At 63.6% G+C, this 23,400-nt stretch carries 23 protein-coding genes; 15 read left to right on the top strand and 8 right to left on the bottom strand.

Features of this window, described 5'->3' with window-relative positions; translation table 11 throughout:
* Window positions 1-168 precede the first annotated feature (168 nt).
* The 3 genes from glgX (at window position 169) to B0G75_RS19175 (ending at window position 4,900) form a co-directional block, all read left to right on the top strand.
* The gene (glgX, locus tag B0G75_RS19165) at window positions 169-2,385 is read left to right on the top strand and encodes a glycogen debranching protein GlgX (protein WP_106308769.1); all 2,217 of its coding nucleotides are present in this window, start codon (window positions 169-171) and stop codon (window positions 2,383-2,385) included.
* A gap of 152 nt (window positions 2,386-2,537) precedes the next feature.
* Window positions 2,538-2,717, top strand: coding sequence for a DUF2934 domain-containing protein (locus B0G75_RS19170; protein ID WP_106308772.1), 180 nt, complete (start codon window positions 2,538-2,540; stop codon window positions 2,715-2,717).
* A 149-nt stretch (window positions 2,718-2,866) separates the two neighbouring features.
* On the top strand, window positions 2,867-4,900 hold the full coding sequence (locus B0G75_RS19175; protein ID WP_106308774.1) for an AI-2E family transporter: 2,034 nt from the start codon (window positions 2,867-2,869) through the stop codon (window positions 4,898-4,900).
* Window positions 4,901-5,045: 145 nt separating this feature from the next.
* Here the strand turns inward: B0G75_RS19175 and B0G75_RS19180 are convergent, their stop codons facing one another.
* Entirely contained in the window at window positions 5,046-5,228 is a 183-nt protein-coding gene (locus tag B0G75_RS19180; RefSeq protein WP_106308777.1) for a hypothetical protein, read from the bottom strand.
* 28 nt (window positions 5,229-5,256) lie between these two features.
* On the bottom strand, window positions 5,257-6,828 hold the full coding sequence (locus B0G75_RS19185) for an FAD-dependent oxidoreductase (protein WP_106309164.1): 1,572 nt from the start codon (window positions 6,826-6,828) through the stop codon (window positions 5,257-5,259).
* A gap of 298 nt (window positions 6,829-7,126) precedes the next feature.
* Here B0G75_RS19185 and B0G75_RS19190 point away from each other — a divergent pair, with 298 nt between their 5' ends.
* From B0G75_RS19190 to B0G75_RS19200, 3 genes are all read left to right on the top strand, one after another.
* Window positions 7,127-9,280, top strand: coding sequence for a hybrid sensor histidine kinase/response regulator (locus B0G75_RS19190; RefSeq protein ID WP_106309167.1), 2,154 nt, complete (start codon window positions 7,127-7,129; stop codon window positions 9,278-9,280).
* 143 nt (window positions 9,281-9,423) lie between these two features.
* On the top strand, window positions 9,424-9,714 hold the full coding sequence (locus B0G75_RS19195) for a hypothetical protein (RefSeq protein ID WP_106308780.1): 291 nt from the start codon (window positions 9,424-9,426) through the stop codon (window positions 9,712-9,714).
* A 135-nt stretch (window positions 9,715-9,849) separates the two neighbouring features.
* Window positions 9,850-10,872 (top strand): alpha/beta hydrolase, encoded by a 1,023-nt coding sequence (locus B0G75_RS19200; protein WP_106308783.1) that lies wholly within the window; start codon window positions 9,850-9,852, stop codon window positions 10,870-10,872.
* Between the two features lie 15 nt (window positions 10,873-10,887).
* On the opposite strand, the gene B0G75_RS19205 is transcribed toward B0G75_RS19200, so the two are convergent.
* Together B0G75_RS19205 and B0G75_RS19210 are read right to left on the bottom strand one after the other, a co-directional pair.
* Window positions 10,888-11,307, bottom strand: coding sequence for a secondary thiamine-phosphate synthase enzyme YjbQ (locus B0G75_RS19205; RefSeq protein WP_106308786.1), 420 nt, complete (start codon window positions 11,305-11,307; stop codon window positions 10,888-10,890).
* Between the two features lie 57 nt (window positions 11,308-11,364).
* A complete protein-coding gene (locus tag B0G75_RS19210) occupies window positions 11,365-11,685 on the bottom strand; it encodes a thioredoxin family protein (protein WP_106308789.1) in 321 nt (106 codons plus the stop codon).
* 261 nt (window positions 11,686-11,946) lie between these two features.
* Here B0G75_RS19210 and B0G75_RS19215 point away from each other — a divergent pair, with 261 nt between their 5' ends.
* The 5 genes from B0G75_RS19215 to B0G75_RS19235 all read left to right on the top strand — a co-directional run bounded on the left by B0G75_RS19215 (window position 11,947) and on the right by B0G75_RS19235 (window position 16,531).
* A complete protein-coding gene (locus B0G75_RS19215) occupies window positions 11,947-12,243 on the top strand; it encodes a DUF2628 domain-containing protein (RefSeq protein ID WP_012427147.1) in 297 nt (98 codons plus the stop codon).
* 136 nt (window positions 12,244-12,379) lie between these two features.
* A complete protein-coding gene (locus B0G75_RS19220; protein WP_106308792.1) occupies window positions 12,380-12,898 on the top strand; it encodes a hypothetical protein in 519 nt (172 codons plus the stop codon).
* A gap of 173 nt (window positions 12,899-13,071) precedes the next feature.
* Window positions 13,072-14,406 (top strand): sugar efflux transporter, encoded by a 1,335-nt coding sequence (locus tag B0G75_RS19225; protein ID WP_106308795.1) that lies wholly within the window; start codon window positions 13,072-13,074, stop codon window positions 14,404-14,406.
* A 265-nt stretch (window positions 14,407-14,671) separates the two neighbouring features.
* The gene (gene gnd / locus B0G75_RS19230; RefSeq protein WP_258194575.1) at window positions 14,672-15,823 is read left to right on the top strand and encodes a phosphogluconate dehydrogenase (NAD(+)-dependent, decarboxylating); all 1,152 of its coding nucleotides are present in this window, start codon (window positions 14,672-14,674) and stop codon (window positions 15,821-15,823) included.
* Between the two features lie 15 nt (window positions 15,824-15,838).
* Window positions 15,839-16,531 (top strand): HAD family hydrolase, encoded by a 693-nt coding sequence (locus B0G75_RS19235; protein ID WP_106308801.1) that lies wholly within the window; start codon window positions 15,839-15,841, stop codon window positions 16,529-16,531.
* 83 nt (window positions 16,532-16,614) lie between these two features.
* Here B0G75_RS19235 and B0G75_RS19240 read toward each other — a convergent pair whose 3' ends face one another.
* Both B0G75_RS19240 and B0G75_RS41390 read right to left on the bottom strand, forming a co-directional pair.
* The gene (locus B0G75_RS19240; protein WP_106308804.1) at window positions 16,615-17,151 is read right to left on the bottom strand and encodes an ankyrin repeat domain-containing protein; all 537 of its coding nucleotides are present in this window, start codon (window positions 17,149-17,151) and stop codon (window positions 16,615-16,617) included.
* Between the two features lie 124 nt (window positions 17,152-17,275).
* Window positions 17,276-17,401 (bottom strand): hypothetical protein, encoded by a 126-nt coding sequence (locus B0G75_RS41390; RefSeq protein ID WP_258194565.1) that lies wholly within the window; start codon window positions 17,399-17,401, stop codon window positions 17,276-17,278.
* Between the two features lie 420 nt (window positions 17,402-17,821).
* On the opposite strand from B0G75_RS41390, the gene B0G75_RS19245 reads away from it, so the two are divergent.
* Both B0G75_RS19245 and B0G75_RS19250 read left to right on the top strand, forming a co-directional pair.
* Window positions 17,822-20,215, top strand: coding sequence for a phosphoketolase (locus B0G75_RS19245; protein ID WP_106308807.1), 2,394 nt, complete (start codon window positions 17,822-17,824; stop codon window positions 20,213-20,215).
* 13 nt (window positions 20,216-20,228) lie between these two features.
* Window positions 20,229-21,389 carry an acetate/propionate family kinase gene (locus B0G75_RS19250; RefSeq protein ID WP_106309170.1) on the top strand — a complete coding sequence of 387 codons (1,161 nt, stop codon included), beginning with the start codon at window positions 20,229-20,231 and terminating at the stop codon, window positions 21,387-21,389.
* 3 nt (window positions 21,390-21,392) lie between these two features.
* On the opposite strand, the gene B0G75_RS19255 is transcribed toward B0G75_RS19250, so the two are convergent.
* A complete protein-coding gene (locus B0G75_RS19255; protein ID WP_106308810.1) occupies window positions 21,393-21,653 on the bottom strand; it encodes a BON domain-containing protein in 261 nt (86 codons plus the stop codon).
* Between the two features lie 154 nt (window positions 21,654-21,807).
* Between B0G75_RS19255 and B0G75_RS19260 the strand changes: the two genes are divergently transcribed.
* Both B0G75_RS19260 and B0G75_RS19265 read left to right on the top strand, forming a co-directional pair.
* Complete coding sequence (locus tag B0G75_RS19260) at window positions 21,808-22,440, top strand: LysE family translocator (protein WP_106308813.1); 633 nt, start codon at window positions 21,808-21,810, stop codon at window positions 22,438-22,440.
* A gap of 11 nt (window positions 22,441-22,451) precedes the next feature.
* Window positions 22,452-22,847, top strand: coding sequence for a PaaI family thioesterase (locus B0G75_RS19265; RefSeq protein ID WP_106308816.1), 396 nt, complete (start codon window positions 22,452-22,454; stop codon window positions 22,845-22,847).
* An 11-nt stretch (window positions 22,848-22,858) separates the two neighbouring features.
* Here the strand turns inward: B0G75_RS19265 and B0G75_RS19270 are convergent, their stop codons facing one another.
* Window positions 22,859-23,395 (bottom strand): GNAT family N-acetyltransferase, encoded by a 537-nt coding sequence (locus B0G75_RS19270; protein WP_106308818.1) that lies wholly within the window; start codon window positions 23,393-23,395, stop codon window positions 22,859-22,861.
* Window positions 23,396-23,400 lie beyond the last annotated feature (5 nt).

Genomic DNA, 23,400 nt, shown 5'->3' on the forward strand with positions numbered 1-23,400 from the left:
GCGCAAATACTCGCGCCAGTGCTCTCAGGTCCGGAATTTGCTAATCAGCGGGGCTTGCTCTCGACGTTCCGACGGTGGCTTCCATACGGCCGGAAACTCCTGCATCGACTGATCCACCCTTACACTAAAACATGCGCGCCAGCGCCTCTTGCTTCCACAGGAACCACTATGTCATTCCAGGCCAACTACTCGACACGCATCGCGGAAGGCACGCCTTTTCCGCTCGGCGCGACATGGAACGGAAGCGGTGTCAATTTCGCGCTGTTCTCGGCGCACGCTACCAAGGTCGAATTGTGTCTGTTCGATGAAACCGGCGAAAACGAAATCGAACGCATCGAACTGCCGGAATACACCGACGAGGTTTGGCACGTGTTCGTGCCAAACCTCAAACCGGGCGCGGTTTACGGCTATCGCGTGCATGGCCCTTATGAACCCGAGAAAGGCCATCGCTTCAATCCGAACAAGCTGCTGCTCGATCCCTATGCGAAGGCGCATATCGGCGAACTCAGATGGGCGCCGGAAATCTTCGGCTACACGCTGGATTCCGAAGAGGGCGACCTGTCTTTCGACGAGCGCGACAGCGCGCCCTTCGTGCCCAAGTGCAAGGTGGTCGACGCCAATTTTTCGTGGAGTCATCCCGAGCGCAATGCGCTGCCGTGGGAGCGCGTGATTTTTTATGAAGCCCACGTGCGCGGATTTACCAAACGGCATCCGGAAGTACCGGAAAATCTCCGCGGCACGTTCGCCGGACTCGGGCAACAGGTCGTGCTCGACTACATCAGAAACCTCGGCGTGACGTCGGTCGAACTCATGCCGGTCCAGACCTTCGTGAACGACAGCTATCTGCTCGATAAGGGCCTCACTAACTACTGGGGCTACAACACGATTGGTTTCTTCGCGGCCGATCCACGTTTCTTCGCATCGTCGATCGATTCGGTGGGCGAGTTCAAGGAGATGGTGGACCGCTTTCACAACAACAATCTCGAAGTCATACTCGACGTGGTGTACAACCACACCGCGGAAGGCAATGAGCGTGGCCCGACGATCTCGTTCAAGGGCATCGACAACGCGTCGTACTATCGCCTGATGCCCGACGAGCCGCGCTACTACATCAACGATACCGGCACCGGCAACACGCTGAACCTGTCGCATCCGCGCGTGCTGCAGATGGTGACCGACAGCCTGCGCTACTGGGTAACGGAAATGAAGGTGGACGGTTTCCGTTTCGATCTCGCCACGATTCTCGGCCGCGAACTGCATGGCTTCGACGAGGGCGGCGGTTTCCTCGACAGTTGCCGGCAGGACCCGGTGCTCTCGAGCGTGCGGCTGATTGCCGAGCCATGGGACTGCGGCCCGGGCGGCTATCAGGTCGGCGGCTTTCCGCCCGGCTGGGCCGAGTGGAACGACCGCTTTCGCGACACGGTGCGCGAATACTGGAAGGGCGACGAAGGCAAAGTCGCCGATCTCGCCACGCGCCTCACCGGCTCGGGCGACAAGTTCAATCATCGCGGCCGCCGCCCGTGGGCCAGCGTGAACTTCATTGCCGCGCACGATGGCTTCACGCTCAACGATCTGGTTTCATACAACGACAAACACAACGAAGCCAACGGCGAGGACAACAAGGACGGCCACTCGGACAACAAGTCCTGGAACATGGGCGTGGAAGGTCCGACCGACGATCCGGAGATTCGTCAACAGCGCGAGCGCCAGAAACGCAATCTGCTGGCTACGTTGCTGCTCTCGCAAGGCACGCCGATGATTCTCGCGGGCGACGAATTCGGCCGCACGCAGCAGGGCAACAACAACGCCTATTGCCAGGACAACGAGATCAGTTGGGTGGATTGGGAAGGCATCGACGACGACGGCCGCGCGCTTATCGAGTTCGTCAAGAATCTGACCACGCTGCGTCACCGTCTGCCGGTATTGCGGCGTGGCCGCTTTATCATCGGCGAATACAACGAGGCGTTGGACGTGACCGACGCGCGCTGGCTCTCGCCGGACGGCACGGATCTCTCCCAGGAACAGTGGGACGATCCATTGATGCGCTGCTTCGGCCTCGTGATCGACGGCCGCGCGCAGGCGAGCGGCATTCGCCGGCCGGCCTCGGACGCGACCTTGCTGCTCGTGTTGAATGCGCATCACGATGTCGTCAACTTCACACTGCCGGACGTTCCCGAGGGTGATCGGTGGACCTGCCTCGTCGACACCAACATGCCGGTACGTTCCGAATTGCCGCAGTTCAGCACCGGCGACGCGTATCAGGTGACGGGACGCTCGCTCCTGCTGTTCGCCCTCGAGACACCGAACCGCGTCACGCAGCGTGTCTTCGACCGCCTCGAAGAGCAGCTCACCACTGACGAAAGCGAACCCTCCGCCGGAGCCTGACGGACCCGGGCGTGCAACGCAGTCGAGCTCGCGCCGCCGGGTATAGCGTTTGCTCGATTGCAAGGGACTGCGCGCGAGCCGCTTCTTTTGCGGCGGCCTGCGTGCAGCGCACGCCAATATCGGCCCACGCCAGGTTCAACCGAGGTGATCAAATGGAACAGGAACAAACCTCTCAGGAGGAGCAGATCCGCATGCGCGCTTATTACTTGTGGGAGCAGGCTGACGATCCCAAAGGTACGCCCGACGAGTATTGGGATCAGGCGCGCGCGGAGATAGAGAAGGAAGCCCCGCCGGTGGAAAGTGGGCCGGATTCCGGCGAACCCGCGAAGTAAGTGTGGTATCGCGACGCAACTGAAGGTTGAACGCATGAGCGAGGCACGACAGCGCGTCGGCACGTCGCCACCATCGGCGTGCGCAATTCGCCTCGCAAGTCTCGCCTGACAGGAGCGGGAACCGAACACAACCGGATAGATTGGCGCAAATGAAGGACATCCCCGAACCGCGCGGCGTGAGGCCGGCCGCCCACATTCGAGCACCCGCCACGGCCTTCAGCCTGGACAGCCTGATCTCGCTCGCGGTGGGCGTGACGGTGGTCGCTTGCCTCTACTTCGCGAGCGCCGTACTGATTCCGATAACGCTCGCCATCCTGCTCAGCTTTCTCGTCGCGCCGCTCGCCAATGCGTTGATGCGTTTGCGGCTTGGGCACGTCGCGTCGGTGTTCGCCGCCGTGGTGATTTCGGTATCGGTGATCGGGATGCTCGGCGCGGTGATTGCCACGCAATTGACCGATCTTGCGGCCGGCATGCCACGCTATCAGGCGACCATCGAGCAGAAGATGGAGGCGGCGCACAGCCTGACCATCGGCAAACTGAACCGGTTTGCGAGTGCGGCAGGCCAGGCGCTGCAACGCGCGACGGTCGAGCCGCCGCAACCCGCGCCGCAGCGTGGCGCGGCGTCTCGCGGCGACGCGCATTCGACAGCTAGCGAGCCCGCTGCCGTGCCCGTCGAAGTGCGCGAGCCGGTGCCGACGCCGTTCGAACTCGCGAGACGGGTGTTGTCGCCGGCGATCAGTCCGCTCGAAACGGCGTTTATCGTTTTCGTCGTGATGGTGGTGATCCTGTTGCAACGCGACGATCTGCGCGACCGCGCTATCCGTCTGTTCGGCTCGCGCGACCTGCACCGCACGACCATGGTGATGGACGAAGCCGCGCGGCGTTTGAGCCGTTACTTCGTTTCGCAACTCGGCCTGAACGCGGGCGTCGGCGTGATCATCGGCACGGGCCTATTCATGATCGGTGTGCCGAGTCCGATCCTGTGGGGCATTCTCGCGGCGCTGCTGCGGCTCGTGCCTTACGTCGGCATATGGATCTCAGCGACGCTGGCCACCGCGCTCGCCGCCGCCGTGAGTCCGGGCTGGACGATGGCGATCTGGTCACTGGCGCTGTTCGTCAGCGTGGAAGTACTGGTTGGGCAGATCGTCGAGCCGCTGCTGTATGGGCGCAGCACGGGGCTCTCGCCGTTTTCGGTCGTGGTGGCCGCGATTTTCTGGAGCTGGATCTGGGGGCCGATAGGCTTGATTCTGTCCACGCCGTTGACGCTTTGCCTGCTCGTGCTCGGCAGGCATGTGCGGCGCCTGGAGTTTCTCGACGTGCTGCTGGGCGACCAGCCCGCGCTGACGCCCGTGGAAAACTTTTATCAGCGTGCGTTGGCGGGCGATCCGGACGAGGCAATCGAGCAAGCCGAACTCCTGCTGCGCGAGCGCTCCTTGTCCTCGTACTATGACGAGGTCGCGATCAAGGGCCTGCAGCTCGCCGCCAACGACGTCGTGCGCGGCAGCGTCACGGCGACGCAGCTTGCGCGCATCGAGGCGACGACGAACGACCTCGTGGATGGCCTTGACGGTTATGACGACCGAGAGCCTGCTACCTCCGCCGCGGACGAAAACTGGAGTGCGGCAGGGCCGTTGGCGCCGTCGGCTTCCGACGCGTCCGAAGTTGCACGAACTGAAGCAGCGAATCCACGGCCCGTCACGTCAGGCCATTCGGGAGAAGCACATGCAACGAACCAGTCGCCGCTCGCTGCAAGCAGCCGCGTGCTGTGCATTCCCGGACGCGGCCCGCTCGACCCATTAGCGACGACTATCCTGTTGCAGTTGCTGGGCAAGCACGGGTTCACGTCGCGTGCGTTGCCGCATGAGGCCGCATCGCGCGCGTCGATCGATCAGCTCGACGCCGACGATGTCGGCATCGTCTGTATTCTCTACTTGCAGATCGACGGCATTCCGTCGCATTTGCGCTATCTGGTCAGGCGCATTCGCGCACGATTGCCGAACGTGTCGATCGTGATCGGATTGTGGGCGGCGGAGGATACGGAGAAGTGGAGCGCGGATCTGCAAAGCGCAGTCGGGGCAGAGTGTTATGCGAGCACGTTGCAGGAGATTCTCGCGGCTTGCCGGCGTGTCGAGGCGGCGAGAAGCCGGACGGAGGACGAACTGCCCATCGTGGTCAACGGTTAAGTCGCTGCGATTTCTTTGAAAGTTGTTCTCTTTGCTCGGCGATGCGACGACAGCGCGTCTGAACGGTGCGATACATCATTGGAAAAACCGCCCGCCGGCAATGCGGCAGGGCGGTTCATCTCCACTTTGCGCGGCTCAGCGCAGGCTAGTGCGCAGCCGGTTTCTTTGCGGCCGACTTGTCTTTCGAAGCGGCTTCGTTGTCGGGGACGATCTTCGTGATGCCGCCCGTGGAAGGCGGATCGCTCGCGGGAAAGCTGTCTTCGACCTGCTTGTCGATCTGCTTTTCGCTCTTGTTCGAGTGCGGGTGCTTTTCCTTGTTGTCTGTCATGGCGTTTCTCCTTCAGGTTACCGGTTGTTCATTTCGTGACGCATGAAGCGCCGCCGACGATGGCCAACGCATCCGCGCGCGACACACCGCTTCTCATTGCATCGATCAGCCGCGCGGTCTGCGCTTCGCGTTCGCAGGCGAGCACGGCGACCACCTTGTCGTCCTTCAAATACAGCGAGAGGAATTGCTGGCGATCGAGGTCGCCGTCGGTCACGATCTCGTCCCACTCGCTCGCATGGCCGAGATATTCGAAGTTCTTGCCGAAGTGATAGGTCCAGAAATACGGTACGCCGACGTAGCGATGCCGCGCGCCGCACATGTTTTGCGCGGCAATGCGCGCATGCTGCTGGGAAACGCGCCAATGTTCGATACGCACCGGTTCCTGATCTTCATGCAGCGGAAAGACCGCGATATCGCCCGCCGCGTAGAGACCGCACGCGGCCTGCATGCCCGCGTTGACGAGCACGCCGCCGTCTTTTTGCAGCGGCAGGCCTTCGACAAAACCGGTGGCCGGCGTGACACCCGTGCCCAACAGCACGACGTCGGCGGCGACATGCTCGCCGTTTTCGAGCATCACCTGATGCACGTTGCCTTCTTCTCCTTCGAGCGAGGCGACCTTCGCTTCCAGATGAAACACCACGCCGTTGCGCTCATGAAGCGCGCGGAACATCGCGCCCGCGCGCTCGCCGAACTGCCTCGCGAACGGCACTTTCTCCGGCGAAATGACGGTGACTGGCGTGCCGCGTTTGCGCAGCGCCGAAGCCGTTTCGAGTCCGATGAAGCTGCTGCCCAGAATGACGACCTGGGTCTGGCTGACATCGTCGCCGACGGCGTCGACGAGCGCGGCGGCATCGTCGAGACTGCGCAGCACGTGCACGCCGCCGAGTTCAACACCGGGAATGTGGGGAAGCTTCGGCACACCGCCGGTCGCAAGCAGGGCCGTGTCGTAAGTCAGCGTGGCGCCGCTTTCGAAATGAATCGTGCGGGCAGGCACATCGAGCCGCGCAACCTTCTGCACGATGCGTTCGACGTCGTGCCGCTCGAGCCAATCCGGCGCAAGAAGCGGCGGTACATCGGCGGGCGCCATTTCACCGGACGGGACAAATTTGCTCAGCGAGGTGCGGTCGTAGGGCGCGTGCGGTTCATTGCCTACAAGCGTGATACGGCCGCTGAATTCACAGTCGCGCAGGGCCGCGCATGCGGCGGCCCCTGCCGCGCCCGCGCCGATCACCACGTAATGCGATTCTTTGGCGTTGGTGTTGGCGTTATGCGCCGGCTGTGGGATTTTTTCCGGCGTGACCATCACGTCGTCGCCCGTCACCACCACGGGATAGCGATCGAGCCCGACCAGCGCGGGCGGTTCGAGCACGTTGCCGGTGGCGACGTCGAACGTCCCCTTGTGCCACGGACAGATGATCCGGCCGTGGCAGAGCGCGCCTTCTTCGAGTGGCGCGCCCGCGTGCGGGCAATCGGCGGAATACGCGTGCACGGTATCGCCGTCGCGCACCAGCAGAATCTTTTCGTCGTTCACCACGACACGTTCAGCGCGGTCGGTTCGCAATTGCGAGAGCTGAGCGACGCATCGGGCAGTCGTAGGCATGGACGGTTCCTCGCGGACGGTGGAGTGAGAAAGCGCAGCGCAGAACAGCGCAAGCAGCGCAACGCGCATGAGCACGCCGCAATGCAGCACGCTTTCAGATCGCAGAACCCTAATGGTTCAGCAATTCATGTGCCCAGCTGCGCGCACCGGCACAAGCGCGGTTTCCTCGCCCGGCGCACTATGGAGAACCGCTGAAGTGCGGTAAATTCAGGGAAAAAGAAACAGCGTACGAACATGCGACGAACATGCCGTGCCATGGCGTGCCTGACCTGTGTTGACCTTTTTGGAGATCGTGACCGTGCAACGTGCGGAACGTGCAGCAGTCGATTTCCCCATGCCGTCGCGCAATTTCGCGGCGACGCGGCGCATGCTGCTGATCGTCCTCGCCGTGTCGATTGCCATTCCTCTGGTCTGCCTTGCGGGCTACGGCTACTTCGACTACCAGCGCCGGATCGCCGATTCGAACGACATGATCGACCGGCTCGCGCGCGTCGCCGAGGAACAGGCCGTCAAGGTGATGGATCTGAACCAGCAGATGTCCTCGCGCATCGTCGAACTGCTCGGCAATGACGACGATGCGCAGATCCGCGCGCGTGAAGCGATGCTGCACGACCGTCTGCACGGAATCGGCGGCGACTTTCCGCAGGTCTCGTCGATCTATCTGCTTGGCGCGCAAGGCGATCTGCTGGTGTCGAGCCGCACGTATCCCGCGCCCGCCATGTCGATCGCGCAGCGCGAAGACTTCATCAGCGCGAAGGCGATGCGCCCGCAGCCGTATTTTTCTCTGCCGATGTTCGGCCCACTCTCGCGGACCAATGTGTTCACCACCGCGACGGGCCGCTCGGACGCTAACGGCCAGTTCCTCGGCGTGGTGTCGGTGGCGCTGCGCAATGAGTACTTCTCGCGCTTCTATCGTGAGCTGACCAACGGCGATTCATCGCTGGCGTTGGCCCTGTATCGCCAGGACGGCAGCCTGCTGGTGCGCTATCCGCCGTGGCCGGCGGGCGCGAACCCTAGCCCGCGAAGCAAATTCACGCAGGCGTTGCGCGACAGACAACTGTCCGGCCACGTCCGTCTGAATTCCACGGTGGACGGCGTGGAGCGTCTGTTGGCGTTTCGCCGCGTCGGCGACTATCCGCTCTATGTGATGAGCGCCTACGCCACTTCGTCGATCGGCGAAGCATGGCGCCAGCACTTCATCATGATTGCTGCACTGACTGCGCTGCCCTGCATCGCCGTCTGGCTGCTGGTGTTCTACTCGCTGCGTCAACTGGAGGGCGAGCGCCGCGCGTGGGAACGCTGGCAGGGCGAAGTGGCGATGCGTCTCTCCGCCGAAGCCTCGAGCAGACAACTGCAGCGCATGGGCGCACTCGGCAACCTCGTCGCCAACGTCGCGCACGATTTCAACAATCTGCTGATGGTCGTTTCCGCCAACACGGAGCTCGCGCGGCTCAAGCGCTTTAACAACGTCGAGAAAGAAGTGCTCGCGGTGGAGCGCGCCACCGCCACCGCCGAATCGCTCACGCGGCGCCTTCTGAGCGTGGCGCGCAAGCAGCCGCTCAAACAGCAGCCGCTCGAGCTCGCCACGTGGCTGCCCGCCGCCGCACCCCTGATCGACGCCGCGCTCGGCGACAACGTGGAGCTCGCCTTGAACATGGTCGAGAACGTCTGGCAGGTGCTGGCCGATCCGACCGATCTTGAATTCGCCATCATGAATCTGGCCGTCAACGCGCGCGATGCGATGCCGCGCGGCGGCCGCTTCGTGATTCGTTGCCAGAACAACCGGCTGGTCGGCAGCGATACCTTGCTGCCCGACGGCGAATACGTGCTGATCGCCTGTACCGACGACGGCGAGGGCATGCCCGAAGCCGTCGCGCGGCGCGCCTTCGAGCCGCTGTTCACGACCAAGCTGTGTGGTTCGGGCACCGGCCTCGGGCTCGCACAGGTGCTGTCCATGTGCGAACAGGCGGGCGGCACGGCGAAGATCGACAGCGTGCCGGGCAGCGGCACGACGGTGAGGCTGTATTTGCCGCGCTATCGCGGCCGCCGGAAGACGTCGGTCGTGCAAGCCGAGACAGTGTCGGCGCCGGTGCCGGCGCCGAGCGGGGTCGTGCTGCTGGTTGAAGACAACGAAGAAGTCGCGGCAGGCGTGGCGGCGGTGCTGGAGACTTTCGGCTGCGAGGTGCGTCATGAGCCGACCGCCGATCAGGCGCTCGACGTCCTCACGGGCGGCGCGCGCTTCGAACTCGTGCTGTCCGACATCCAGATGCCGGGCAAGCTGAATGGCATCGACCTCGCGGAGAAGGTGCGCAGCGCGTGGCCGTCGCAGAAGATCGCCTTGATGACCGGCTACGCGGACGAACTCGAACGCGCGCGGCGCCTTGGCGTGGCGATACTCGCCAAGCCATTCAATATCGACGAACTGCACGCGCTGGTGGCGTGTGAACCGTAAGGCTCGCCGTTCGCAGCTCGAGGCCTGGGATGTTCGAAGTGTTCCGTGACTTGCGGCACACCCCTTGCTGAGAGGGAGACGAGGTATGCGTATTTGGCCGAACCGGCCGGCGCAGCCCGCTTCTTTTCGGACAGGAGAAAGTCATGAACTTCAGAAACAGGACTCGCAGCGCAATTCTCATCTCGGCGTTGCTCGCCGCTTCGTCGGTCGCGATGGCGCAAGGCAGCGGCGGCGGCGGTCCGGCCGGCAACGACCCGAACGCGGGCACCAACGCCGGCTCGACGCGTGAAGGCGGCGACATGCAGGCGTCCGGCGCGATGGCGCATTCGAAGTCGACTAAAAAGCATCACATGAAGTCGTCGAAAACTAAGCCGGCAACCGACTCGACCAATATGCCGGGCGCGGACGCAAGCAGCGATACGAAGGGGCAGTGACGCAACCGTAGCCGGCGCTGCATGCCATTCACAGGTATAGCCCTTGCTGAAATTGACCGCATGCACGGTTGTCGAGCGCCGGTCGTGAAAGCCTCCGATGAGTCCGTGCCCCTCGTTTTCCGCAGGAGCATGGACATGACACTCGGCGATACGATCAAAGGCATGGTCGGCATGGATCCAACGGGACATGCCGATCCCGACATGAAAGCGGTGCTCGACGCGCTCAAGAGTCTCGACCCGAAGCCCATCGAAGACTGCACGGTGGAGGAGGCGAGGCAGCAGCCCACGCCCGCCGACGCCGTCAAAAAACTCATGCAGGACCCGGCATTCAGCGCGCGGCCCGCGCTGGAACTGGAAGCGGTACGCACCAAGGACATCATGATTCCGGGCGCGGCCGGCAGCATTTCGGCGCGCGTCTACACGCCGCAAGGCGAGGGGCCGTTCCCGCTGATTCTGTATTTTCACGGCGGCGGCTGGGTGCTCGCCGATCTCGATACCTACGACGCCACGCCGCGCTCGATGGCCGCGCAAAGCCGCGCCATCGTGGTGTCCGCGCACTACCGGCAGGCGCCCGAACACCGCTTGCCGGCCGCGCATGACGACGCGTTCGCCGCGTGGGGCTGGCTGATCGGCAATGCGAAGAGCGTCGGCGGCAACCCGGACAAGATCGCCATCATGGGCGAGAGCGCCGGCGCCAATCTGGCGATCAACGTATCGATCCGCGCGCGCAATACCGGCATCCGCATGCCGATGCATCAGGCGCTCATCTATCCGGTGGCGAGCAATAACATCGTGTCGATCTCTTATGAAGAGAACCGCAACGCCAAACCCTTGAACAAGTCGATGATGCTGTGGTTCATGCATAACGTGATCAACAGCGAGAGCGATCTCACCAGTCCGCTGATCGACGTGGTGAGCGCGGATCTGTCACGCTTGCCGCCGGCCGTGATCGTGACGGCGGGTATCGATCCGCTGCGCTCGGACGGCGAGAAGCTCGCGCAGAAACTGCACGGCGCGGGCGTGCCCGTCGAGCATCGCAATTATCGGGGCGCGACGCACGAGTTCTTCGGCATGGCAGCGGTGGTGCAGGCGGCACGCGACGCGCAGGCTTTCGTGTCGCTCGCGCAGCGCCAGGCGTTCGGCGGGGCGCCGCTGTGAGGCGGTGAACTGGCGTCATTCGCCGATCAGATGCAGCACGATGTCCCGCTGCTGCGTGTGACGGCGATGCTCGAACAGATACAAGCCTTGCCATGTGCCGAGCACCATCTGCCCGTGTTCGACCGGCACCGACAATTGCACTTGCGTGAGCGCGGTGCGCAAATGAGCCGGCATGTCATCCAGGCCTTCGGCGTCGTGTTCGTAGCGCTCGGCGTCTTCGGGCGCGAGGCTCGCGAAGTAGCGCTCCAGATCGCGCTGCACCGACGGGTCGGCATTCTCCTGAATCAGCAATGAAGCGGAAGTATGGCGGCAAAACAGCGTCAGCAAGCCGGTATCGATGGCCTGCGCAGCGACGAAGCGGCGCGCTTCGTCGGTGAATTCGACGAGGCCGCGGCTGCGGGCCTTGATGCTCAGATGGTGGATGGCTTGTCGCATGATAGTGATCGGGTGGACATGGCGCGGCGCATGAGACGTCGCATGCGCCGCTAGACCTCAGAGCGACGTCAGAATGTTCGCGACTGCCGCGGCATTGGCCGGGCGGACCACGCGCGCGACTTCCGCGCCGTCGCGCATCAGGATCAGCGTGGGCCAGAGTTTGACCTTGAACGAGCGGCCGAGCGGCCGGCCCGGGCCGTCTTCGATCTTCAGATGCCTGAGGCCGTCGTGCGGTTCGAGAGCCTGGGCAATCGACGCCTGCGCGCCCTGGCAGTAGCCGCACCAGTCCGTGCCGAATTCGACGAGGGTGGCGCCCGGCAGGGCATCGAGTTGGGCTCGCGAGGGGGCTTGCGAAGAATAGGCTGTCTGGGTTGCCATGCGTGCTCCGGAGCGGTTTAACCTGTGCAGGCAGGGGATTGCGCCGTCGTGGCGGTCCCCTGCGGGTGGATTTGCCAAGAGTAGCAGCTATGCGCGGGATCGTCAGTGAGCGTGGCTTCGCCCGAACGCGCGGCGCGGCGCGGCTCGAAGCGCGGCGGTGTGAATTTCACGCAAACTCATATTCTTGCCGGCATGGCGTGTTAAACATTCGTCCGGGTGTCGCCGACGTGCGGCGAATCATCGAGGTAGGAAAGGGAAGAAATGGGCGAAAAGATTTATCTGCGATATCCCGGCAAGGACGAAACCGTCGCGGTGGCCACTGGCTTCAGTTGGGGCGCGTGTCTGCTGGGTTTCGTGTGGGCGTTGTCGAAGAAGATGTGGTTTGCTGCTTTCGTCATGCTGGCGATCAACCTGCTGCTTTTCTGCTCGGGTCTATGGGGCGAAACTGCCGACCTGATCGGACTCGTGCTGTCGGTGCTGTTCGGTATCGCTTGCGGTATGTATGGCAATCAGTGGCACCGCTGGACGTTGGAGAAACGCGGTTACGTCGTGCTGTAACGCGCGTCGGCAGTGTCGCGCGGGAGTGGATATTGCTTGCCCAACGCCGCGCGCGCATGCACGGAAACGAAACGAAACAAAGAAACCGAAGCGCGCGCCGTCAGACATATTTCCCCCCGCGTCATGGAGGCATCCCATGCCCAATGCACTTGCTCCACGCCGTTGCACGATGTTGTCCGGCCTGCTGCGCCGCAACCTGGCCGGCGCAGCGCTGGCCGTGTCGCTTGGCATTGCGCCGCTTGCATATGGCGCGGACCCGAGTGCAGCGCCAGGCGCCGGCATGACCGGCTCACCCGGCGCGTCGAGCGCCACCGCGGCGGCAGCGTCCGCACCGGCAGCGTCGGCTCCAGACGACACCTTCCTGCTCACCATCTTCCTGCGTCACGACGAGTCCAAGCCGCTGCCGAAGATCAACGACCAGTTGCGCGCACAAGGTTTCTTCAAGACCTTTCCGCCGCCCGGCATCGAAGTGGTGTCGTGGTACGTGATGATGGGCATCGGGCAGGTGGTCACGCTGCGCGTGCCCGCGAGCCGTCTGCGCGAAGTCAACCGGGCGATCGAAACAACCGCATGGGGCGGCTATCGCACCGAGTTTTATCCGACCTACGACTACAAGGCGCAAGCGCAGCAAATGCGCGCAACGGACGGCAAGTAGCGTGCTCCCCACCGTCAGCCGCGCGGCAACCGTATGGTCTGCAATTTTGGGATGCGGTGGCGCCGGTTTACGCGCCCGCGAGCTAAGCCGATAATGCCCCGGTCGTTCCGGCCACGAAGTGTGCGGCGTGCATCGCGCGTCGCAGGCTCGCTTTCCCTGACCCACCGCCCCTCGTGTTAAAGACCTCACGTTTTTTCGATCTACTGCGCATTCCCGGCTTCAAGCCGCTCGCCGCCGCGACGCTCATGCTCGGTGTGGCGATGTCGTTCACCGCTCCCTATCTCTCCCTGTTCGGCGTCGAGCGCGCCGGCATGACGCCGTTCAGGCTCGGCGTGTTCATGACGCTGATCGCGGCGAGCGGGGTGCTCGCCAGCACCTTCGCGGGCCGCTGGAGCGACGCGAGCGGACGGCACCGGCCTTTGCTGCTGGCCGCGCTGATCGCCGCGGCGCTCGGCTATCTGTGTTTATGCGTGGTGCGTGATTACCGGCTGCTGCTGGTGGTCGGCATCGTTTTTATCGGCGCGGGCGGCTCGGCCATTTCGATGGTGTTCTCGTTCAGCCGCGCGGCCTTGCCGGTCGCGGACCCGGCGGAGCGCGTGTTCGCCAGCGCGACCTTGCGGACCATTCTGTCGGCGGCGTGGGTGTTTGGGCCGTCGGTGGGCGCGCTGGTGCTCGCCGCCAGCAGCTTTTACGGGCTTTTCCTGTTCGCCGCGGCCAGTTTCGGCGCGTGCGCGACGATCGTCTGGCGCATGCGCGAGCCGCAAGGCCATCTGGGCGATCACACGGTGGAAGACACCGCGTCGGAGCCGTCGGCCTCGATCACCGTACCGCCGCTCACCACGCCGGGCGAAGAGGCGCACGAGGATCTGCCGGGTGTCGCCTCGGCCAACGACATCGGCCGCGCGGTTGCCGCGCTCACGTTGCTCGGCCTCGCCGCGAACGCGACCATGATCGTGCTGCCGCTCTATATCGTGCACGGGCTGAACGGCACGCATCTGGACGTGTCGATCATGCTCGGCCTCGGCGCCTTGATGGAGATTCCGATGATGCTCGCGCTCGGCGCGAAGTCGTCGGCGCTGCACAAGCCCAATTGGCTGGCCGCCTGCGCCGCGGTGCACGCGGTGTATTTCGTCGGCATGTCGCTGGCCGGGGGCGTCCACGTGCTGATCCCGATGCAGATGCTCAACGCCTTCGTGGTCGCCGTGACTTCGTGTCTCGGCATGACCTATGTGCAGGACCTGATGCCGCACGCGCCGGGCCGCGCCACCGCGCTGTTCTTCAACGCGGCGCGCGTCGGCTCGATTCTCTCGGGCGTGTTGTCGGGTTTGCTGGTGCAGGCGTTCAGCTATCGCGGCACGTTTCTGTTCTGCGGCTTGCTGGCGCTGTGCGCGCTGGTGCTGTTCGCCGTGCCGGGATATCGCTATCCGTTGATGTGGAAAGCCGTGAAGCGCTTTGCGCGTTCGCAATATGGCAAGCTCCAGGCCAGACAGCGGGAGCGACAGCGTTAGACGCGGCGGCTGCAACGGCTGCCACGGCGAGTGGAACTGTAAGAAGGCAGTCAGCCGGATCGAAGCCTGCGCGAGCGCCTCGCCCGGCAATCCAGCGCGACTGCAACCGCGAGAAACTTTACGCCGCGCAAAACCTCTGCAAAAGGGCGTATCGTCTTTCGATGCATGCGGCGCTGCCCGCTTCGCTGCAAGAGCGCTTCAGGGCTGCTACCGTGTGTCCGGCGCACGCGAAAAAACACCACTACAGTGAGCGTAGTCACGCGCGATCCCTGGCGCCGCGACTGAAGCGCCCAGCGAAAACGCAGCAGAGCCGCAACAGAACGAAGCAAATCGTCGAAGCACATCCAGCAGCGCAACGAGGCACTTTCCGGAGCGAGATATGCAGCTAGGCATGATTGGATTGGGACGCATGGGCGCCGACATGGTGCGGCGTCTGACGAAGGGCGGTCAGCAGTGTATCGCCTACGACGTGCAGCCAGCGGCGGTCGAGAAGCTGAAGCAGGACGGCGTGGCGGGCGCGGCGTCGCTGGAAGACCTCGTCGCGCAGCTCGACAAGCCGCGCGCCGTGTGGCTGATGGTGCCGGCCGCCGTGGTCGACACGACGCTGGAGAAACTCGTGCCCTTGCTGGAGCCGGGCGACATCGTGATCGACGGCGGCAACTCCTATTACCACGACGACATCCGCCGCGGCACCGAGCTGGCCGAGCGCAAGCTTCACTATGTGGACGTCGGCACGAGCGGCGGCGTGGCGGGCCGCGAGCGCGGCTACTGCCTGATGATCGGCGGCGAGCCGGAGATCGTGAAGCGGCTCGAACCGATCTTCGCGACGCTCGCGCCGGGTGCCGGCTCCGAGCCGGTCACGCCGGGGCGTGTCGCCGGCTCGAGCACCGCGGATCAGGGCTTCCTGCATTGCGGGCCGCAGGGTGCGGGGCACTTCGTCAAGATGGTTCACAACGGTATCGAGTACGGCATGATGGCCGCGTATGCCGAGGGCTTGAACATTCTGCATCACGCCGACGCCGGCAAGCACGCGCGCGAGGCCGACGCCGAAACCTCGCCGCTGCGCCGGCCCGAGTTGTACCAGTACGATCTGAATCTCGCCGACGTCACCGAGGTCTGGCGGCGCGGCAGCGTGATCAGTTCCTGGCTGCTCGATCTGATCGCCGGGTCGCTCGTTAGCGACGCCGATCTGAAGAACTACGCAGGGCGCGTATCCGATTCGGGCGAGGGGCGCTGGACCGTGGCGGCCGCCATCGACGAGGGTGTGCCTACGCCGGTGCTGAGCGCCGCGCTGTTTGCGCGTTTCAGTTCGCGCGGTGAGGCGGATTTCGCGAACCGGGTGCTCTCGGCCATGCGCAATGATTTCGGTGGCCACGCCGAGAAAGCGGCCACGCCGTCCGATAAGCCGAAAAGCTGATTTCAGGGAGCCGCGATGCCAGCCACTACCTCTACGCCGCACGACGTCGTGTTTCTGTTCGACTGCGACAACACCTTGCTGGACAACGACCATGTGCTCGCGGATCTGCGCGCGCACATGATGCGCGAGTTCGGCGCGGAGAACAGCGCGCGGTACTGGGAAATCTTCGAGAACCTGCGCGCCGAGCTCGGCTATGCCGACTACCTGGGCGCGTTGCAGCGGTATCGCTCGGAGCGTCCACGGGATACGCGCTTGCTGTTGATGTCGTCGTTCCTGATCGAGTATCCGTTTGCGAACCGCCTGTATCCGGGCGCGCTGGATGCGCTTGATCATGTGGGCAAGCGCGGCCCCACGGTCATCCTCTCCGACGGCGACGTGGTGTTCCAGCCGCGCAAGATCGCCCGCTCGGGGCTGTGGGACGAAGTCGAAGGGCGCGTGCTGATCTACATCCACAAAGAGCTGATGCTCGACCAGGTGATGGAGTGTTATCCCGCGCGCCACTATGTGATGGTCGACGACAAGCTGCGCATTCTCACGGCGATGAAAAAGGCGTGGGGCGCAAAACTGACGACGGTGTTTCCCCGCCAGGGGCATTATGCGTTCGATCCGAAAGAGATCGCCAGTAATCCACCGGCGGACGTGACGGTGGAGCGGATCGGCGAGCTGGCGGAGATCGACGTGGAGTCTTTGTTGGCGGAGAAAGGCTAGCGGTTCGCGGCGTGTTGCGCATCTCCATGTGCGTGACACGCATAGGAAGATGCGGGAGCGCCGCGTGCCAATGACGGTTCGCTTTATGAACCGAGTTCCTTCAGGCGCGCTTGGGCATCGCCGGCGCCCATGCGGCCCGCGGCATCCATTGCCGTCACGCCGTTCGCGTCGCGAGCCTTCGGGTCCGCGCCATGCGCTATCAGCAACTCCATGATCGCTATGCGATTGAACATCGCCGCGATCATCAACGCGGTGCGTCCGTCCGGTGACGCGCCTTCCACATCCGCGCCATGCGCGAGCAAGGTTGCGATCACCTTGTCGAAGCCCTTGAACGCCGCTCCCGCAATCGGTGTCTGTCCGTTGTCGTTACGCAGATTCGGATCGGCTCCGCGTTCGAGCAGCGTGCGCACGGCGTCCGCGTGACCGTGGTAGCTGGCGAGCATGACGAGGCTGTCGCCTTTGTCGTTGCGCAGATTCGGCGGCACGCCTTTTTCGATCACTGCCGCAAGCATGGCGGCATCGCCGCTCCGCGCAAGGTCGAAAACCTGATGCGCCAGTTCGAGCAACTCCGGATCGATCGGCTGGCCGGAGGTCGGGGAAGTATCAGCGTGGTCCGTCAATGGAAACTCCTTGCAATGAAGCCGGGCGTTCCGGGTCTCGGGAAGGCAGGAGACCCTGTGTGAAGGCGCCGGGAAGATTGCTCAGGATACACATTTCGCGCCGGCGACGCCCACGCAGCGGCACTCAGGCGTGGCCGAACAGCTTGACCAGCAAGCCGAACACGCCGAGCAGGATGGCGACACCCGCGCACAGGAACACGAAGGTCAGAACGAGGATCAACGGCGCTTTGACGCGGCTGGGTGTCGGCATGATTGAGCGTTCGGGTAAGAGGTGAGCAAGGCGGGATACGCCTGATGCGGTTCGCGGTCGCGCCTGCGGCATGAGGAGCATGAAGGGGAGCATAAAGGCATTCACTTAATATGCGCTTAAAGTCTGGCGCATGCAGCGTGAGGCCGACGCTTGCGGTTGTCGCGAAGTCGCGAAGTCGCAGTTGGATCAAGGTTTGGGCGATTGCGTCGAACCATGCGGCGCGCTTCCTGTCACACTGAGGCTCACCGCATAAGGGCGCTCACGCCCGCCGCCAACACGGGACGCTACCCGTACGCTTTTCTTGTGTCGTTCGCGTGACAGGATGGCCGGCGTTGCTGATTCTTTCACGCCGGCCGCGTCACGAACCACCATTGCCGCATTCGCCAACCTGCCTGACAGTCCTTTTCAAGGAGTGACACCATGGCTGAAGCAACCTCCCATCCCACGCCGCCGCAAACTTTAGACGCCGACACGTTGCGCAATATGGATCGCTACTGGCGGGCCTGCAACTACCTCTCGGCCGGCATGATCTATCTGCGCGACAATCCGCTGCTGCGCGAACCGCTGAAGCCCGAACACATCAAGAACCGCCTGCTGGGCCACTGGGGTTCGGACCCGGGGCAGAGTTTCCTGCTCGTGCATCTGAACCGGCTGATCAAAAAGCTCGATCTGAATGTGATCTACGTAGCCGGTCCCGGTCATGGCGCACCGGCCACGCTGGCCAATTGTTATCTTGAAGGCCACTACTCGGAAATCTATCCCGACCGCAGTCAGGACGTAGCCGGCATGGAGCGCTTCTTCCGGCAGTTCTCGTTTCCGGGCGGCATCGGTTCGCATTGCACGCCGGAGACGCCGGGCTCGATTCACGAAGGCGGCGAACTTGGCTATAGCCTCTCGCACGGCTACGGCGCCGCGTTCGACAATCCCGATCTGATCGTCGCGGTGATGATCGGCGACGGCGAAGCGGAGACCGGTCCGCTCGCCACCTCGTGGCACTCGAACAAGTTCCTGAATCCGATCCGCGACGGCGCGGTGTTGCCGGTGCTGCATCTGAACGGCTACAAGATCGCCAATCCGACCATTCTCGCGCGCATTCCCCGTGAAGAACTCGAAGCCTTGTTGACCGGCTACGGACACAAACCGTATTTCGTCGAAGGCGATGATCCCGCCATCATGCACCAGCAGATGGCCGCGACGTTGGAGCAATGCATCGGCGAAATCCGCGCGATCCAGCAGCATGCGCGTGAGAGCAACGACGCGTCGCGGCCGCGCTGGCCGATGATCGTGCTGCGTTCGCCCAAAGGCTGGACCGGCCCGAAGGAGGTCGACGGACACAAGGTGGAAGGCTCGTGGCGCGCGCACCAGGTGCCCGTGCTCGATCCGGTGACGAATAGCAAGAGCCTGAAGCTGGTCGAGAACTGGCTGCGCAGTTACGAGCCCGAAACGCTGTTCGACGAAGCAGGGCGCCTCGTGAAAGAACTGCGCGAACTTGCGCCCGAAGGCGCGCGCCGCATCAGCGCCAATCCGCATGCGAACGGCGGTGTGCTTTGCAAGACGCTCGCCATGCCGCCGTTTCGCGATTACGCAGTGGCGGTGAAAAAACCAGCCGGCTCGTACACATCGCCGACCGAGGTGCTCGGCAAGTTCCTGCGCGACGTGATGCGCAACAACATGACGAACTTCCGCGTGTTCGGCCCCGATGAGACTTCGAGCAACAAGCTGACCGCGATCTATGAGGCGTCGGAAAAAACCTGGCTCGCGCAAACCGTGCCGAGCGACGTGGACGGCGGCGAACTCGCGGTAGACGGCCGCGTGATGGAAATGCTCAGCGAGCACACGCTCGAAGGCTGGTTCGAAGGCTACGTGCTGACCGGCCGCCATGGCCTGTTCGCCACGTACGAAGCGTTCGTCCACGTGATCGACTCCATGTTCAACCAGCACGCCAAGTGGCTGGAGAAAGCCAAACGCGATCTCGGCTGGCGCCAGCCGGTGCCGTCGATCAACCTGCTGATCACATCGCTCGTCTGGCGTCAGGATCACAACGGCTTCACGCACCAGGACCCCGGCTTTCTGGATGTCGTCACGAATAAAAGCCCGGACGTGGTGCGCATTTATCTGCCGCCGGACGCGAACTGCCTGCTGAGCGTCGCCGATCACTGCCTGCGTTCGCGCGATTACGTCAACGTGATCGTCGCCGACAAGCAGCCGCATCTGCAGTATCTCGACATGGACGCGGCCGTCACGCATTGCACCAAGGGCATCGGCATCTGGGACTGGGCGTCGACGGATCAAGGCGCCGAGCCCGACGTGGTGATGGCCTGCGCGGGCGATATCCCGACCATGGAGGCGCTCGCCGCCGTGCAGATTCTGAAGGAGCAGTTCGCCGACCTGAAGATCCGCTTCGTCAATGTTGTCGACCTGTTTCGCCTGATGCCCGAGCATGCGCATCCGCACGGCCTGTCCAGCCGCGATTTCGATTCGTTGTTCACCGCTGACAAGCCGGTGATTTTCAACTTCCACTCGTATGCTTCGCTGGTGCACAAGCTGACCTATAACCGCACCAACCACGACAACCTGCATGTGCACGGCTATCACGAGAAGGGCAACATCAACACGCCGCTGGAGTTGGCGATCATCAATCAGGTCGACCGTTTTTCGCTGGCGATCGACGTGATCGATCGTGTGCCGAAGCTGCGCGGTGTCGGCGACCATGCGAAGGAATGGCTGCGTGGCCAGATCATCGAGCATCTGGCTTATGCGCACGCCGAGGGCATCGATAAGGAAGAAATCCGCAACTGGACGTGGAAAGGCTGAGCGAGGCATGACCATGCAAACTGAAAACAGCGCTGACGATCGAACGATTCTGGTGCTGAACAGCGGTTCCTCGTCGCTAAAGTTCGGACTATTCAGGCACGCGGACGATGACGAATCCCTGCTGCTGGAAGGCAGTGCCGAAGGCATTGGGCGCGACGACGGCAGTTTGCGGATCAAGGCGCCCGATGGCCGCGTGCTGCTGCAGCAGGAGCGCGTGCTCGAATCGCAGATCGACGCGTTGCAAAAGCTCGCGCAGGTGCTGAAAGAACAGCACGATGCCCGGCCTGCGGCGGTGGGGCATCGGGTGGTGCATGGCGGACCGCATTTGCGCACGCACCAGCGCATTACCGCCGACGTGCGCCGTCAATTGCACGAGGCCCTGCACTTCGCGCCGCTGCATATTCCGCCGGCGCTTGCGTTAATCGACGAGGCCGAAAAGATTTTCGACGACGCGCCGCACTTCGCGTGTTTCGACACGGCGTTCCACGCGACGCTGCCGCCGCGCGCCGCGCATCTTGCGTTGCCGCGCCGTTACGCGGAGGCCGGCGTGATGCGCTACGGCTTTCATGGGCTCTCGTACGAATCGCTGGTAACGCGGCTCGGCGCCGACTTGCCGGCGCGCGCGGTGTTCGCACATCTCGGCAACGGTTCGAGCGTGTGCGCATTGCGCGACGGCAGATCGATCGATACGTCGATGGGCTTGACGCCGACCGGCGGCGTGCCGATGGGCACGCGCAGCGGCGATCTCGATCCGGGCGTGCTGCTGTATCTGATGCGCGTGGAGAAGCTCGATGCCGGCGCATTGGAGACGCTGCTGAATCGCCAGAGCGGTCTCGCCGGTTACGCGGACGGCGAAAGCGATATGCAAGCGCTGGAAAAACGCGCCGCGGCGGGCGATGCGAATGCGTCGCTGGCGCTCGATGCGTTTGCGACCGCCGTGCGCAAGACGATCGGCGGTTATGCGGCGTTGCTGGGCGGAATCGACTTGCTCGTGTTTACCGGCGGCATCGGCGAACACAGCCAGGAGATTCGCAGGCGCGTGTGCGACGGGCTTGCTTTCATGGGGCTGACGGAAAGCGATCCGGCCGGCAAGGTGAGAGCGATTCACACTGAAGAGGAAAAGCAGATCGCGCGGCATTGCCGCACGCTATTGCGCCAGGCAACGAAGGCCTGACTTTCATTCAGGCTTGACGACAGTGTGATCCGATACGCCGGTTACACCGAACAGGCGTGTCACGTCTTCGAGCGCCGCGGTGCGTTGCTGATCGCGTTGCAGCTCGCCACGCAGTGTGATGCGACCGCGCGAGACGTGGACTTTCACGGCGTGTTCGGGGACTGCGGCGTCCCAGGCGAGACGCCGGGTCGCCTCCGCGGCGATCTGCGCGTCGCTCAAACGCGCGCTGTCTGCCTTGTGTTTTTCTGCTCGGGCGTGAGGCATGGGTTTCTCCGCTGCGGTGATACGTAAGGGGAGAACACTAGCAGAACTACGGGATTTTGTAGCCGGCATCGGCAGGCATGTCGAGGCACGGCCAATGCCTGGATCGGCTATATTCGACGCCACTGCCCCACTTCCGCTCACTGAGGAGAATGCCGTGCCCGCCTTCACAACGCTGCTCGCCTTCGGCCTGGTCTCGCTCGGCATGGTGCTCACGCCCGGTCCAAACATGATCTATCTGATCTCGCGATCGCTGTGCCAGGGGCGGCGTGCGGGCCTCATATCGCTTGGCGGCGTCGCGCTCGGCTTCGTGTTCTACATGTTCTGCGCCGCGTTCGGCATCACCGCGCTGCTGTTGACGGTGCCGTACGCGTACGACGCGTTGCGCTTCGGCGGCGCGCTCTATCTGCTGTATCTGGCATGGCAGGCGGTCAAGCCGGGTGGCCGTTCGCCGTTCCAGGTCCGCGATCTGCCGCACGACAGCCGCCGCAAGCTCTTCACCATGGGCCTCGTCACCAACCTCGCGAATCCGAAGATCGCGGTGATGTACCTGTCGCTGCTGCCGCAGTTCATTTCGCCGGGGCACGGCAGTGTGCTCTCGCAGTCTATCGCGCTTGGCTGCGTGCAGATCGTCATCAGCGTGACGGTCAACGCGCTGATCGCGAGCATGGCGGGCTCGATCGCCGTGTTTCTCGGCGGACGGCCGGTGTGGCTGCAAGTGCAGCGCTGGCTGATGGGCACCGTGCTCGCCGGACTCGCGGTGCGCATCGCGCTCGATTCGCGTCGCTGAGTTGCAAGCCCATGTCCGACTTTCCCATCGACAACCCGTTTCTCGAATCGCTCGGCGTTCGTCTCACGCAATGGCGCGATGGCTACGCCGAACTGTTCATGCCGATCGATGCGAGCAAGCTCAATCGCCAGGGCGTGCTGCAAGGCGGCGCGATCGCGACGCTGCTCGATGCGGCGGCGGGCTATGCGGGACTCTTCGCAGAAACGGGCGCACCGGCGCGGCATGCTTTCACGCTCTCGCTGACCACCAACTATCTCGACAAGGGATTCGGCGAATCCATCACCGCAAAGGGTTTTCTGGAGCGCGCGGGCCGTTCGATTTTCTTCTCGCGCGGCGAGGCCTGGGTGGACGGCAAGCTGCTGATCGCCAGCGCGCAGGGCACGTTCAAGTATTCACGGCCGGCTTGAGGTCCAAACGCTCATAGCGCCTTGTACATGATGGTGGTCGCGTCGAACTCATGGTTGTGCGTGCCGCGAGCGTATCCAGGGATCACGCCCGCTGTGCGATAACCGAGATCCGCGTAAAGCGGCTCCGCGTGGTCGCCGGTGCGAGTGTCGAGCGTGAGCAGGCTGCGCTGCAATCCATGCGCGTGGCGTTCGATTTCCGTCATCAGCGCCCGCGCGATGCCCTGGCGGCGAAACTCCGGATGGACCAGCAGCTTGCGCACCTCCGCGCGATGCCGCTGATTCGGCATCGTGTCGTAATCGAGTTGCACGGTGCCGGCGATCGTCTTGCCTTGACGCGCGACCAACAGCACCAGACCGCCGGCACGCAGCGAAGACAAGACTTTGCCGCGCCAGAATGCTTCACTCTCGTCGACGCCGCACGGCATCACGAAGCCGACGCTGGCGCCGTCATGCACACAGGCGCGCAGCAGCGCGCCGAGTTCGGGAAGATGACGCACGAGGTCGTCGGCGGTGAAGGTGGTGATGTTAGTGGTGGTAGTCACGCTCATGCTCT

The sequence above is a fragment of the Paraburkholderia sp. BL18I3N2 genome (assembly GCF_003001875.1).
Classification (GTDB): domain Bacteria; phylum Pseudomonadota; class Gammaproteobacteria; order Burkholderiales; family Burkholderiaceae; genus Paraburkholderia; species Paraburkholderia phytofirmans.